The 12,801-nt window shown below is 63.6% G+C and carries 14 protein-coding genes; 10 read left to right on the top strand and 4 right to left on the bottom strand.

Features of this window, described 5'->3' with window-relative positions; translation table 11 throughout:
* Positions 1–20: 20 nt before the first annotated feature.
* From ACVWYF_RS14515 to ACVWYF_RS14505, 3 genes are read right to left on the bottom strand one after another with little or no spacing between them, the layout of a single operon-like run.
* Positions 21–755, bottom strand: coding sequence for a TIGR04283 family arsenosugar biosynthesis glycosyltransferase (locus tag ACVWYF_RS14515; RefSeq protein ID WP_457069202.1), 735 nt, complete (start codon positions 753–755; stop codon positions 21–23).
* Positions 752–1,258: a hypothetical protein gene (locus ACVWYF_RS14510; protein WP_457069200.1), complete on the bottom strand. Its 507-nt coding sequence runs from the start codon at positions 1,256–1,258 to the stop codon at positions 752–754. The genes ACVWYF_RS14515 and ACVWYF_RS14510 overlap by 4 nt, the downstream gene beginning before the upstream one ends.
* Entirely contained in the window at positions 1,252–1,872 is a 621-nt protein-coding gene (locus tag ACVWYF_RS14505; protein ID WP_457069198.1) for a class I SAM-dependent methyltransferase, read from the bottom strand. Before ACVWYF_RS14505 ends, ACVWYF_RS14510 begins: the two co-directional genes overlap by 7 nt.
* 217 nt (positions 1,873–2,089) lie before the next feature.
* On the opposite strand from ACVWYF_RS14505, the gene ACVWYF_RS14500 reads away from it, so the two are divergent.
* Entirely contained in the window at positions 2,090–3,145 is a 1,056-nt protein-coding gene (locus ACVWYF_RS14500; RefSeq protein ID WP_457069196.1) for a hypothetical protein, read from the top strand.
* Between the two features lie 50 nt (positions 3,146–3,195).
* Positions 3,196–3,936: a hypothetical protein gene (locus ACVWYF_RS14495; protein WP_457069194.1), complete on the top strand. Its 741-nt coding sequence runs from the start codon at positions 3,196–3,198 to the stop codon at positions 3,934–3,936.
* A gap of 5 nt (positions 3,937–3,941) precedes the next feature.
* On the opposite strand, the gene ACVWYF_RS14490 is transcribed toward ACVWYF_RS14495, so the two are convergent.
* The gene (locus ACVWYF_RS14490) at positions 3,942–4,478 is read right to left on the bottom strand and encodes an O-acetyl-ADP-ribose deacetylase (RefSeq protein WP_457069192.1); all 537 of its coding nucleotides are present in this window, start codon (positions 4,476–4,478) and stop codon (positions 3,942–3,944) included.
* Positions 4,479–4,698: 220 nt separating this feature from the next.
* Between ACVWYF_RS14490 and ACVWYF_RS14485 the strand changes: the two genes are divergently transcribed.
* The 8 genes from ACVWYF_RS14485 (at position 4,699) to ACVWYF_RS14450 (ending at position 12,746) form a co-directional block, all read left to right on the top strand.
* On the top strand, positions 4,699–5,022 hold the full coding sequence (locus tag ACVWYF_RS14485; protein WP_457069190.1) for a 2TM domain-containing protein: 324 nt from the start codon (positions 4,699–4,701) through the stop codon (positions 5,020–5,022).
* A 175-nt stretch (positions 5,023–5,197) separates the two neighbouring features.
* Complete coding sequence (locus ACVWYF_RS14480; RefSeq protein WP_457069188.1) at positions 5,198–5,674, top strand: ATP-dependent zinc protease family protein; 477 nt, start codon at positions 5,198–5,200, stop codon at positions 5,672–5,674.
* 100 nt (positions 5,675–5,774) lie between these two features.
* Positions 5,775–6,728, top strand: coding sequence for a 30S ribosomal protein S6--L-glutamate ligase (rimK, locus tag ACVWYF_RS14475; RefSeq protein WP_457069186.1), 954 nt, complete (start codon positions 5,775–5,777; stop codon positions 6,726–6,728).
* A gap of 245 nt (positions 6,729–6,973) precedes the next feature.
* Positions 6,974–7,936 (top strand): succinylglutamate desuccinylase/aspartoacylase family protein, encoded by a 963-nt coding sequence (locus ACVWYF_RS14470; protein ID WP_457069184.1) that lies wholly within the window; start codon positions 6,974–6,976, stop codon positions 7,934–7,936.
* Between the two features lie 129 nt (positions 7,937–8,065).
* Positions 8,066–8,761 carry an OmpH family outer membrane protein gene (locus ACVWYF_RS14465; RefSeq protein ID WP_457069182.1) on the top strand — a complete coding sequence of 232 codons (696 nt, stop codon included), beginning with the start codon at positions 8,066–8,068 and terminating at the stop codon, positions 8,759–8,761.
* Positions 8,762–8,990: 229 nt separating this feature from the next.
* Positions 8,991–11,360 carry a TonB-dependent receptor gene (locus ACVWYF_RS14460; RefSeq protein ID WP_457069180.1) on the top strand — a complete coding sequence of 790 codons (2,370 nt, stop codon included), beginning with the start codon at positions 8,991–8,993 and terminating at the stop codon, positions 11,358–11,360.
* Between the two features lie 12 nt (positions 11,361–11,372).
* Positions 11,373–12,362, top strand: a complete 990-nt coding sequence (locus ACVWYF_RS14455) for a DUF4249 domain-containing protein (RefSeq protein WP_457069178.1) — start codon at positions 11,373–11,375, stop codon at positions 12,360–12,362.
* A 90-nt stretch (positions 12,363–12,452) separates the two neighbouring features.
* On the top strand, positions 12,453–12,746 hold the full coding sequence (locus tag ACVWYF_RS14450) for a hypothetical protein (RefSeq protein ID WP_457069176.1): 294 nt from the start codon (positions 12,453–12,455) through the stop codon (positions 12,744–12,746).
* The last annotated feature ends 55 nt before the right edge of the window (positions 12,747–12,801 follow it).

Here is a 12,801-nt window from a genome sequence, read left to right as displayed (position 1 = left end):
GGGTATGACGTGCTTTTTGCTTAGACGACTCCGCGCACCCGGCGCGGCCGGCGGCGCTGGAGCAGCCGGCGGTATACCCGCAGCAGCGTGGGCTGCGGCGTACCGGCCAGAAACAGCGTCTGCACGGCCAGGTGGGTGAGTTCGGTGCGCAGCACGCCGTGCGTCACGTATTTGCGGGCCGAGGTGACCACGCTTTGCGGCATTACCACGAAGCGGGCTTGGTGCTTGATGCGGATGGGCAGGTCCACGTCTTCCATCAGCAACATTTGCTCGTTGAAACCGCCCAGTTGGTCAAAAAGGGCTTTTTCGACGAACAGGCTTTGGTCGCCGAACTGGAAGGCGGGCGCATTGAAGCGCGAGCACCAGCCGCTGAAGAGCAGCACCGGGTGGCGAAGGTCGAAGCGCAGGCGGAAGCAGCCGCTGCGGTAGCTCCGCGCCTGGTAGCGCCGGATGAGCTGCCCGAAACCGGCCGGCGGCAGCGTATCGGCGTGCAGGAAGTAGAGGGTGGTGCCGTGGGCCTGGCTGGCCCCAAAATTGAGCTGCGCGGCCCGGCCCGGTTTGGGCGCGGGCAGGGCGCGGGCACCGTGGGCGGCAGCCAGTGCCAGGGTGGCATCGGTGCTGCCGCCGTCGCTCACCAGCACTTCGTAGGCCACGCCCGCGCCCACGGTCGCGTGGAGGTGGGCCAGCGTGGCGGCAATGCTGTGCGCCTCATTCAGGGTGGGAATAATGACGGAGAGGAGGGGCGTCGGGCTCATTTTACCCATACATCGGAAAGTAGTACCATGGCCACAAACACGGCCATGGCCAGCTTGTAGCGCTTGGAGAGATGCCGCATGAGGGGCTCGGTGGTGGGTTCGGCGGTGATAGCGGGCGCTTGCCGGGCCAGGCCGCCGAGGGCAGCAAACGCGCCCAGGGCCAGCAGGTAGAATAGCACGTCGAGCGGGTCAAAGGTGCCATCGGTGAAGTGCAGCAGCTGCACGGCCTCAATGCCCAGCGCCAGGGCCAGCGGCAGCAGCGTGAGCCGGCGGCTGGCCGAGAGCGTGCCAATCCAGAGGAAGGCAAACAGCCAGAGCGCGCCGGGCAGGTTGTACACGAACCACTCGGCCTGCGGCAGGTGCAGCATGGGCGGCTTGGCGGGCCAGAACGCCAGCAGCACCTGGTTCACGATGGTGTCCGGAGAGCGGAACCCGGCGTAGATGGTGAAGCTGATGAGCAGCGGCAGCAGGCAGTAGAGCAGCATTCGGCGCGTGGTTAGCATGGGGGCGAGAGGGGTTTTTGAATATGCACGATGCGCCAGTAGCCGGCCCGCCCGTGGCGGATTTGCACGGTGGCATCGGGGGCCAGCAAGGGGCTTAGGGGAAAGAACGATTTGAACCCCAGGAGCTTGCCCGCCGGGGTCAGCAGGCGGTCGAGTTGCCGCAACGGGCCGCGCTCAGGCGTGAAGTGGTTGAGCAGGTAAATGTGCCCGCCGGGCCGCAGCGACGCATAATACGCGTTGAGCAACGCACCCGGGTTTTCCACTACCGACAGCGAATTGCAGAACACGACGTGCTCGAACCGGCCGGCTTCGTGCTGGAAATCCTCGCCAGCGGCGTGCTGCAAATCCACCTGCACAGCGGGGTGGTCGGCGGCTTTTTTGCGGGCCAGCTTCAGCATGGACAGCGAGCAGTCGATGGCCGTGACGTGCTTGCGCGGGGCGTAGTAGGGCAGCGAGATACCGGTACCCACGCCTACTTCCAGTACCTGGTCGCCGGCTTCGGCATTCACGGCTTCCACCAGCCGGCGCACCAGCGGCTGGTAGAACCAGAGCAGGGCCGCGTCGTAGATGCGCGCCAGGAAGAAATAGCGGAAATTACTCAGCTGCGTGCTCATGGCGGCGGGTTTGGGCCAGAAAGAGGGGGCGATGTTACGGCCAAGTTACGGGCCGCCGCCCCAAACGACTGAACCTGGGGCCATAGTATTTCCGACCATCTTTAAATGAGTAGTGCGAATGAAGCAGCGAGTAGAAAGAGCGTGAAATCCGGCTGGTTGTTTATGCGAAAAAACACTTGCCACTCGTTATCAATGATTCACTATTCAGCCTGACTAAATGCCCATCTCCCCCGAAACTTCGCCCATCGGCCCGGCCCTGAAGGCCAGCTACCCCGCGCCCGCCGTGCTGCCCGCCGCCCGCCGCCGCCGAGGGGTCCGCGCCGGCCTCTACAACGTGCGCGGGCTGGTCAACATCATTCGGGGAGACATTATCCACAACACTTTCGGGGCTTTCCATGTGCTGCGGCTGTGGCATGTGCAGAAGCTGCCTTCGGGCCTGGTGGAGCGGGAGCACGCCTGGGCTACCGGCCTCGACCCCGCTACCGGCCAGCCCGTGTGGGCCCGGAACGTGGTATTCCGCACCACGCCCACGCCCGGCGCGGGCTACGAGCCCGACGAAACCATGCTGGCCAAAGTAGGCGGCTTCCTGGCCGACATGGTGAAGAAGTCGACGCCGGTGCCGGAGATTCCGCACGGCCCCGAGCGCCGCATGCCCCACGTGGTCAACTACCTGCACGGCTCGGTGCATTTCAACGGCATGTGGCTGCTGTTTAACGATTTTGAGGAGGCCAAGCACTTCTTTGCCGATGCCCGCTTCCGGCGCGAGTTTGTGCGGGTGGTGCGGCGCGAGCGGCGCGAAGTCACGCTCGTATTCCGCGAGCGCAAATACGACCCCGTGGAGTACGCCTACTTTTCGGGCTTCATCATGGCCAACTTCCCATGGTTTGCCAACGTGAACGGGCCGGGCAAAAAGGTGATGTGGGGCAACCCCGCGCCCTACGCGGCCATGAACATCATCAACGGCAGCTGGGTGCGCGATGTGGATGCCCTGCGCCGGGGCCGGTCCGGCTTTCTGCGCGCGCCGCTGGCGGCCGAGCAGTATTTTGCGGCCAGCTACGGCCAGCCGGTGCCCGGCTCGCACTTCGTGGAGCGCCTGGTGGCCTTCGTGGAAAACGAGTGGGTGCGCCGCCGGGGCTTCAACGCCGGCCTGTTTTTCATCGACCGCAAGCAGATTGACCCGCGCATCTACGAGAAGTACCAGACGGATAAAACTGTGCTGAACGCCCGGCAAACGGAGGTGCCCAGCCCATTCATGCCGCCGCCGCAGGCCTGAGCAAACGTGTGCAGGTGCTTAACTTTGGTAAAAACCCTTTCCTGTTACCAATGAGAGCATATTTAGTTCTGGCAGTTGCGCTGGGGCTGGCGGCTACCGGCCGCGCCCGCGCCCAGCAAGCTCTGCCAACTCCTGCCGCGCCCACGGCTTCGGCCGCGCCGGTAGTGGCCGACGATTCGCTGGCCGCCGCCGTGGGCACCAATTACCTCGACCACACCATTCGCGGCTTTGGCAAGGCCGAGATTACGGGCCCCGATGGCAAGACGCATTTCGTGTGGATTCCGGTGAACCCGATGGGTTTCAACAAATACCTGCCCTTTCATCGGCACGAAGAGGACCTTGACCGGTTTGGCCGCGAGCCGTTCAGCATTGATATCGACAAGGTGCAGTCCATCAAAGTCAACGGGCTCTACCAGGAGCACATGGTGCTGAAGGGTAAGCGCAAGCGCCTCATCGCCACGCGCCTGGTAAATGGCCCGGTGGAACTGTTCAACTACACCGAAATCGTGCATACAACCGCTGCGATGGTCCCGGTGGCCGGCGTAGCGGGGGGCATGGTGGTGGGGGCCACTGGGCTGGGCGGCTATCCCGACCGGCAGTGGTTTTTGCGCCGCGCCGGTGAGGACCTGGTGAAAGTAAACCGGGGCGATTTTGTGGCCCAGATGACGGCCTATTTCCACGACGACCCCGAGCTGCTATCGGTCCTCAATGCCGGCCAGCTGCACTACCGCGACATGGTGCGACTGGTGCAGGGCTACAACGAGTACCGCACCCGTCCGGCGGCCAAATAGCCCGCCTACACCGCCAGCGCCTGCTCATACAGCCGCCGGTTTTCTTCATCAAACACTACGAACACCACCGTTTGCGGCCACGCGTGCGCGGCCAGCCACTGCCGCACCTCGCGCACGGCCACGGCGGCGGCGTCCGGCTTGGGGTAGCCGTAGATGCCCGTGCTAATGCCAGGGAAGGCCACGCTGGCCAGCTGGTTTTCCTCGGCCAGGTGCAGGCTGTTGCGATAGCAACTGGCCAGTAGCGCGGGCTCGCCCTTGTGACCGCCGTTCCAGACCGGCCCCACGGTGTGGATGACGTGCCCCGCCGGCAGCCGCCCGCCGGGAGTGATGACGGCCTCGCCGGTTTTGCAGCCGCCCTGCCGGGCCCGAATGGCGCGGCACGCCTCCAGAATGGCCGGCCCACCGGCGCGGTGAATGGCCCCATCGACCCCGCCGCCGCCGAGCAGGCTGGAGTTGGCGGCATTCACGATGGCCGAAACCGGCTGGCGCGTAATGTCGCCCTGCACGAGCTGGATGCGGGCGGAAAGGGGAGGGGCAGGCATGAAACGAATGGGTTGTAATGAAAAGCGAAGAGCGGCGATTGATGCCTTACGCGCCGGCCGCGACAGTTGATGCCGATTCGGGCGCAGCGGCCCGCAGTTCAGCCCCTGCTTTCGACGCTTGGGAAGCCTTTCCCGACCGTTCGGCAACTGCTACTTGCGGACGGTGAAGCTAAGCTGCTATATTTAATCATCAATTCCAACCAACCTCATCCCCAAGCTCATGGAACCCCTGCAACGCGACCCCTACCTGTGGCAAAAGGCCAAAGCCCGCGCCAAATTCCAATCGCATCTGCTGTCGTTTTTGTTCGTGAACGCGACGCTGTGGGTTATCTGGGCCTTCACGGAACCGCACCATTTCGGCCGGTCTTTCCACTCCGAAATTCCCTGGCCGCTGTGGGTCACCTTCTTCTGGGGCCTGGGCTTGATTAAGCGCGGCATTGCGACCTACGGCGGCTTCAGCTACGAGCAGCGCACCCAGCGCGAGTACGAGCGCCTCAGCCGCGAGCAGGGCGGCAGCATCGACCCGCTCGACAAGTACCGCTAATTGCTGCGAGCCACTGCCCGGCTTTTTGTCGCGGCTATTCCTTCCTTTTTTCTGCTCCGGCCGAGGCTAAAGGGGCGGCGGGACTTCCTGCCGGCCCGACAGGCTCGGCCGGCTTGTTGTGGCCGGTGGGTCGATTTTTACACGCCGCATCGCGGCTGGGCTCTATATTCACCGCATGAACCGTCCCGTCAAGCGCATTCTCGGCCGCCGCGAGCTGGTTGATTTTCCAGCCTTCGCCCTGGGCGGCGTCGAGGCCAAAGTGGACACCGGCGCGTACACCAGCGCCATTCACTGCACCAATATCCACATTGAAGCCCCGGCCGGGCAGCCATCCGTGCTGATGGTGAACCTGCTCGACCCCGGCCACGAGGGGGCCGACGGCCGGCCGCTGGCTTTCACGGAGTTTGCGCTGCGCGACATCCGGTCCAGCAACGGCGAGGTGCAGGAACGTTACGTCATTCGGGCGGTGGTGCAGCTCTACGGCGAGGCTTTTGAAGCCGATTTTTCGCTGTCCGACCGCTCCGACATGAAATACCCCGTATTGCTGGGGCGCAGTCTGTTGCGGCAGGGCCGGTTTGTGGTGGATGTGGCCAAGCGCAACCTTTCTTACAAGTTCCTGGCCCGCGCTACTGCCCGGCGCGCCCGTCCCTGACTAATTTTGCAGGGTAGTGGATTGGTGGGAGGGTAAATTTTAAGTCGTCAATCCACCATCTCACCACCCCACTAATCAACCAATTCACCAATCCTCCACGATGAAACTGGCCATTCTCTCGCGTGAGCCCAAATCCTACTCCACCCAGCGGCTGGTAGAGGCTGCCGTCGCGCAGGGCCACGAAGCCGTGGTCATCGACCATTTGCAGTGCAACATTGTGCTGGAAAAAGGGAAGCCCGGCATCATCTACCAGGGCGAGCCGCTCGAAGGCTTCGACGCCATAATTCCCCGCATTGGGGCCTCGGTCACGTTCTACGGCACGGCCGTGGTGCGGCAGTTTGAGATGATGAAGGTGCGGACGGCCATCGACAGCCAAGCCATCGTGCGCTCGCGCGACAAGCTCCGCTCGATGCAAATTTTGAGCCGCGCCGGCGTGGGCATGCCCAAAACCGCCTTCACCAACTTCTCAGCCGACGTGCCGGCCATGATTGAGCAGGTGGGCGGCGCGCCGGTCATCATCAAGCTCCTCGAAGGCACCCAGGGCCTGGGCGTGGTGCTGGCCGAGTCGGCCAAGGCCGCGCAGTCGGTCATTGAAGCCTTCCACAACCTCAAGGCCCGCATCATCGTGCAGGAGTTCATTGCCGAAAGCAAGGGGGCCGACCTCCGCGCCTTCGTGGTGGACGGCGAAGTAGTGGGGGCCATGAAGCGCCAGGGCAAGGAAGGCGAGTTTCGCTCGAACCTGCACCGGGGCGGCTCCGGCACCCTCGTGAAGCTCACGCGGGCCGAAAAGGCCGCCGCGCTGCTGGCCACCAAAGCCCTCGGCTTGGGCATTGCCGGCGTGGACATGCTGCAAAGCAAGCGCGGCCCGCTGGTGCTCGAAGTCAACTCCTCGCCCGGCCTGGAGGGTATCGAAAAAGCCACCAAGCAGGACATCGCCGGTCGCATCATCGAATACACGGCTAACCTCGCCGCGAAGAAAAAAGAGAAGCCCAAAGCTAAAAAAGGCTCCGTGCAGGCCGTAGATGCGCAATCGGACGTGCCCACGGGCAAGTAGGCGGGTGAGGGAAACACCCCTCCTTTTTTAAGAAGGGGACGTGGCCATGCAGCGGACGCTGGGGTGGTGAACGTCGTTGAACGGCTCGCGGCTGGTGCGCTCCAGCTCAGAACCAAGATGTTCCGGCATCGTTTTGGTCCTACGCTCAAACCGTTTAACGACGGGCACTACCCCCGTCCGAGCCTTTGGCTCAAACATCCCCTCCTTAAAAAAGCAGGGGAGTTTTCCCGTTCAACTTTCTGCCTATGCCTCCTGCTTCTCCCAACGCCATCAACCTCAACGGCCTCACCATTCAGCCCGGCGAGCGGGTGCTCACGCGGCTGGTTATTTCGAAGCTGCCCTCGGGCACGGTGATTGACGTGCCGGTGCATGTGTTGCGCGCCCGGGAGCCCGGCCCCACGCTGCTGCTCATGGGCGGCATGCACGGCGACGAAGTGAACGGCATCGAAACCATCCGGCGGCTGGTGCGGCGCGAGCTGCTCACGCCGCTGCGGGGCACGGTCATCGCCATTCCCATTCTTAATATCTACGGGTTCCTGAATTTCAGCCGCGACGTGCCCGATGGCAAGGACGTGAACCGCTCGTTTCCGGGCTTCCCGCGCGGGTCGCTGGCCGGGCGCGTGGCCCACCGCTTCATGCGCGAAATCATGCCCCTGATTGACTACGGCATCGATTTTCATACGGGTGGGGCAGCGCGGGCCAACTTCCCCCAGGTGCGCGCCCTGCTGGGCATCGACCCCGAAGTGGATGCCATGGCGGCGGCATTTGCCGCACCCTTCACGCTGCACGCGGGGCTGCGGGGCGGGTCATTGCGCGAGGCGGCGCAGGAGCTGGGCAAGCGCATCATCGTGTACGAAACCGGCGAAAGCCTGCGGCTCGATGAGCCCGGCATTGAGGAGGCGGTGGCGGGCACGTTGCGGGTAATGCACCACCTGGGCATGGGGCCGGAAGCGCCCGCGCCCGCCCGGCCGGGCATCATCTGCCGGCGGCATACGTGGCTGCGGGCGCGGTTTGCGGGCCTGTTCCGGGCGCACGTCGAGAACGGGCAGTACATCGAGAAAGGCCAGGTGTACGGCTCCGTGGCCGACCCCTACGGTGCGCAGTCGGTGCGGCTGGAGTCGCCCCTGAGCGGCTACGTGATTGGGCTGAACTACATGCCCGTGGTGAACCAGGGCGATGCCCTGCTGCACATTGCCGTGCCGGCGTAGGGGTGCTGTCATTGCGCGGGCGAGGCGAAAAAACGTTATGCAGAGCGCAGCGAAGCATGACGGCCTGCCCTGCTCTCAACCTTCTCCCGGTCTACCCTACTTTTGTCCTTTCCTCATCAGTCGTTTTCAATGAAAAACCCTCTTCAGCTTACCATTAACATCGTGCTGGCGCTGGCCGTGGCCGGTTTGTACTTCCTGCATTTCAATCACTCACCCGTAGCGCCCGCCCTGGCTACCGATAGTAGCACGGCCGTAATGGCCACGCCCGAGCCCGCTGCCGATACCGCCGCCGCCACTACCACCGAAACCACCACCACCGAGCCCGCCGTGGCCGCTGCCCCCGTGCAGGACATGACCGGCGACTTTTCGGGCAAGCTGGCCTACGTGGAGTCGGGCAAAATGCTGGACGGCTACCAGGGCATGAAGGATGCCCGCCGGGCCTTCGAGGGCAAGGCCCGGGGCTGGGAGAAGCAGAACCAGACCATGCTGGCCGGCTTCAAAGCCAACGTAGAAGCCTACCAGAAGCAAGCCCCGAGCCTCACGGCCGAGCAACGCGCCGCCACCGAGCAGAAGCTCCAGGAGCAGCAGCAGCAAGTGGCCCAGCAGCAGCAAATGCTGCAACAGCAGGCTCAGCAGGAGGAAGCCAAGCTCACCCAAACCGTGCTCGAAAGCGTGAACAAGAAGGTGGAAGCCTACGGCAAAGCCCACGGCTACAAGCTCATCCTTATTGCCGCGCCCAGCGGTACCATCGCCTATGGCGAGAAAAACCTCGACATCACCACGCCCGTGCTGGCTTATTTGAACGCGGGGTACCGGAAGAAGTAGAACGGTTGGCCCATTGGGCTGATTGCGAACTTCATGCCTCGGCTCCGCTCGGCATGACGTTCTTTTTTTGTCCTTATTCTTGAGAATTACTGGCAGCCCTAGGCAACCCTGTTGCCCGAAATTTGCTCTTCACCCAACATTCACGCGCCTAAAATAAAAATGCCCAGCTACCGTTTGGGCAGCGCTCTGGCCCGCCGGGTGCGGTTCCTTTCCATCTTTTTTCTGCGTTATGAACCCAATTTTCCGCTTGGCTGCCGTGGGCGGCGTGGCGTTGCTGGGGGCTGCTACCGCCCACGCGCAACAAAATAACCGGTTCACCATCAGTGGCTACGTGCGCGATGGGGCCACCGGCGAGAGCCTGCCCGGCGTGGCCGTGGTGCATCCGGCCAGCGGCCAGGGCACTGCCACCAACACCTACGGCTTCTACTCCCTCACACTGGCCGCCAGCCCCGATTCGGTGCGGCTGCTGGTGTCGGCGCTGGGCTACGAGAAGCTGCGGCTGGCCCGCAAAGCGGAGCGCAGCTTCTCGTATGATTTTCGCCTGAAACCGTCCTCCGCCGAGCTGGGCGGGGTGGAAGTGGTGGGCAGCCGGGAGGAAAAAATTGCGGAAAGCACGCGCATGGGCACCATCAACATCCCGGTGAACCAGATAAAGCTGCTGCCCGCGCTTTTTGGCGAAACCGACGTGCTGAAGGTTCTCCAGCTGCTGCCCGGCGTGCAGGCCGGCGGCGAGGGCAGCAGCGGCCTCTACGTGCGCGGCGGCTCGCCCGACCAGAACCTGCTGCTGCTCGACGGCACGCCCATCTACAACGCCTCGCACCTATTCGGCTTCTTCTCCATTTTCAACGCCGATGCCATCAAGAACGTGGAGTTGATTAAGGGCGGGTTTCCGGCGCGGTACGGCGGGCGGCTGTCGTCGGTGGTGGACATTACGATGAAGGAGGGCAACATGCAGAAGCTGCACGGCGAGGGGGCCATCGGCCTTATTGCCTCGCGCTTCACGCTGGAAGGGCCGATAAAGAAGGACACGGCCTCGTTCATTTTCTCGGCCCGCCGCACCTACATCGATATTCTGGCCCGCCCGCTCATCAAAGCCAATGCCGATGGGCTGGTGGCCGGCTACTACTTCTACGACCTCAACGGCAAGCTGAACTGGAAGCTGAGCCCCCGCGACCGCCTCTACCTGAGCGGCTACCTGGGCTACGATGAGTTTTACGCCAACGACGACACCAAGCGCGACCAGGGCGACTACTCCAAGCAGCGCAGCGCCCTCGGCTGGGGCAACCGCATCGCGGCCCTGCGCTGGAACCACATCGTGAACGACCGGCTGTTCATGAACACCCACCTCACCTACACGCGCTACCAGTTTGATGTGGGCGTAACGCAGGAGGACCGGTTCACGGACAGCAACGGCCAGGCCAAGACCGATAACTTTGCGCTCAGCTATCTGTCTAATATTCAGGATATCAGCATTAAGTCCGATTTTGACTACGTGCCCAATCCCAACCACTACGTGCGCTTTGGCGGGCAGTACATCCGGCACCAGTTCCGGCCCGGCGCGATGCAAACCGACGGCAGCACCAACCCGGCCGATAACAAGGCCACCGGCCGCAACATCGGGGCCAACGAGGGCAGCCTCTACGCCGAAGACGACGTGAAGCTAACCGACCGCCTGAAGGTGAACGTAGGCCTGCGCGTAAACAGCTTTCTGGTCGATAAAAAGCTGTACCCCAGCGTAGAGCCGCGCCTGGCGGCCCGCTTCCTGCTCACCGAAAACTGGGCCCTGAAAGCCGCCTACGCCCGCACCACGCAGTACGTACACCTGCTCACCAACAGCGGCATCGGCCTGCCCACCGACCTGTGGGTGCCCGCCACGGCCAACATTCTGCCCCAGAAAGCCCAGCAGTTCAGCCTGGGCGCGGCCCGCAGCCTGCGCTTTCATGACGAGGACTTTGAGCTGAGCGTGGAAACCTACTACAAGCCCATGCAGAACCTGATTGAGTTTCGGGAAGGGGCAGATTTCATTGGGACGACCGACGATAACTACGAGAGCAAAATCACCAGCGGGCAGGGCTGGGCCTACGGGGCCGAACTGTTTCTGCAAAAGAAAACCGGCAAAACCACCGGCTGGATTGGCTACACCCTGGCCTGGAGCAACCGCCGCTTTGCGGAACTGAACCAGGGCCAGCTGTACCCCTACAAATACGACCGGCGGCACGATTTCAAGCTCGTGGTTATTCACGAGTTCAGCCCTACGCTCACGCTTTCGGGCACGTTCGTGTACGGCAGCGGCAATGCCGTGACGCTCTCGCAGGGCCGCTACGCGCTGAGCCCCGGCTACGAGCCGCCCTTTGAGGACTACGGCACCCGCAACAGCTACCGCATGGCCGCCTACCACCGCCTCGACCTCGACCTGAGCCACACCAAAAAGAAGCGCTGGGGCGAAGTGGTGAACAGCCTGAGCGTGTACAATGCCTACAACCGCCACAATCCCTACTTCATCTACCTGGGCCGGGCTCCCGGGGCCACCCAGATGAGCTACCGGCAGGTGTCGCTGTTTCCCATTCTGCCGTCGTTCAGCAAAACGTTCCGGTTTTAACGCCTTCTTTCGATGAAAAAAAACCTCTCCCGGACCCTGCTGCTGGCCACCGCTGCCCTGGCCGGCTGCGAAAGCGCCACGGACCTGCCCGAGCCGCCCCACACGCCCCGTGTGGCCCTGATGTACACCCTCACCAGCGCGCCACTGGACTCGTCCTTTGCCGACCTGTTTCAGCAGCGCAAGCTCTTCATCAGCAACAGCCAGCGCGTGTTTGATGCCCGCAACCTGACCGGCCGCCCCGATGCCACCGTGGAGCTGCGCAACGCCGCCGGCAGTGTGGTGGAGCGCTACCGGCCCACCGCCGGCAACACGCAGTACGGCTCCGCCGGCTACCCCGGCTACTACCTGCCCGTGCTGGGCTTCCGGCCGCAGTCCGGCCAGCGCTTCACGCTGCGCGCTACCCTGCCCGGCCTCGAAACCGCCGAGAGCACCCTGGTGATGCCCGTCGCGCCCGCGATTGAAAGCGCCAGCTACGAGCCGCGCACCGTGCCCGGCTCCGGCCCCTCGGGCTCGGGCCAGTACACCGGCCGGCTCAATCTGGCGCTGCGCGACGACCCGGCCACCGACAACTACTACCTGGCCTTTGCCCGCCTGCTCGACCGGCAGGGCCAGCCCGGCAACTGGGGCAGCCTATCGGTTGATTATAACAGCCAGAGCAGCGCCGTGAGCATCGGGCAGTTCCAGCTCTCCAGCGTCAACCAACGGTACAGCATCTACCCCTTTGCCGACACCAACGTGAACGGCCAGCGCATTGCTTTGGCTTCGGATGTGGCGTTTTACAACTACTGCTACCAGCCCGGCTGCCCGCAGCCCGGCTTCATCGAAGTCACGGTGAGCAGCATCACCAAGGACGCTTATGACTTCTACCTCTCGCGCCGACGCTACTACGACTCCGACGGCAACCCCTTTGCCGAGCCCGCCCCGCTGGCCTCCAACGTGCGCCCCGGCTACGGCCTGTTCGGCGGCGCGGCCGATGCCACCTACCGCATTCAACTTCCCTAGCCGAACCATTAAACCTTGCGGCGGCGTTTGCGTCTAAAATCCATAAATCGTCCTTCCATCATTAATCAGCGCGCTTCGGTGCGAATTCTTATGCGGACTAAATCAGTGTTTTTTGCCCTGGGTCTATGCCTGCTGCTGCTCGGCAGCCAGGCGGCCAGTGCCCAGGTTTCGGTGCGTATCGGGGGTGGCGGCTACTATGGCCCGCCCCGGGCTTATTACGGTCCCCGCTACTACCCGCCCCGGCCGGCCGTGGTGTATGTTGCGCCGCGTCCCGTCATTATTGCCCCCGCGCCCTACTACGCGCCCCGCCCCGTGTACTACGCACCCCGGCCGTACTACGGCTACCGGGGCCGCGGCTACGGCCGGGGTGGCCGCCGCTGGTAGGCCGCGTTTCGGTTCGAAAAGCAATTCCTGAAAAGCCCGGCTGCGGAAACGCGGC

This window comes from Hymenobacter sp. UYAg731 (assembly GCF_054061335.1).
This window is presented reverse-complemented; position numbering and strand designations above follow the sequence as displayed.

Coding starts and splice junctions, on each gene's coding strand:
- ACVWYF_RS14490 (WP_457069192.1), bottom strand. CDS start 4,478: ATGCCTGCCCCTCCCCTTTCCGCCCGCATCCAGCTCGTGCAGGGCGAC.
- ACVWYF_RS14470 (WP_457069184.1), top strand. CDS start 6,974: ATGCCTCCTGCTTCTCCCAACGCCATCAACCTCAACGGCCTCACCATT.
- rimK (WP_457069186.1), top strand. CDS start 5,775: ATGAAACTGGCCATTCTCTCGCGTGAGCCCAAATCCTACTCCACCCAG.
- ACVWYF_RS14500 (WP_457069196.1), top strand. CDS start 2,090: ATGCCCATCTCCCCCGAAACTTCGCCCATCGGCCCGGCCCTGAAGGCC.
- ACVWYF_RS14460 (WP_457069180.1), top strand. CDS start 8,991: ATGAACCCAATTTTCCGCTTGGCTGCCGTGGGCGGCGTGGCGTTGCTG.
- ACVWYF_RS14505 (WP_457069198.1), bottom strand. CDS start 1,872: ATGAGCACGCAGCTGAGTAATTTCCGCTATTTCTTCCTGGCGCGCATC.
- ACVWYF_RS14495 (WP_457069194.1), top strand. CDS start 3,196: ATGAGAGCATATTTAGTTCTGGCAGTTGCGCTGGGGCTGGCGGCTACC.
- ACVWYF_RS14465 (WP_457069182.1), top strand. CDS start 8,066: ATGAAAAACCCTCTTCAGCTTACCATTAACATCGTGCTGGCGCTGGCC.
- ACVWYF_RS14485 (WP_457069190.1), top strand. CDS start 4,699: ATGGAACCCCTGCAACGCGACCCCTACCTGTGGCAAAAGGCCAAAGCC.
- ACVWYF_RS14480 (WP_457069188.1), top strand. CDS start 5,198: ATGAACCGTCCCGTCAAGCGCATTCTCGGCCGCCGCGAGCTGGTTGAT.
- ACVWYF_RS14450 (WP_457069176.1), top strand. CDS start 12,453: ATGCGGACTAAATCAGTGTTTTTTGCCCTGGGTCTATGCCTGCTGCTG.
- ACVWYF_RS14515 (WP_457069202.1), bottom strand. CDS start 755: ATGAGCCCGACGCCCCTCCTCTCCGTCATTATTCCCACCCTGAATGAG.
- ACVWYF_RS14455 (WP_457069178.1), top strand. CDS start 11,373: ATGAAAAAAAACCTCTCCCGGACCCTGCTGCTGGCCACCGCTGCCCTG.
- ACVWYF_RS14510 (WP_457069200.1), bottom strand. CDS start 1,258: ATGCTAACCACGCGCCGAATGCTGCTCTACTGCCTGCTGCCGCTGCTC.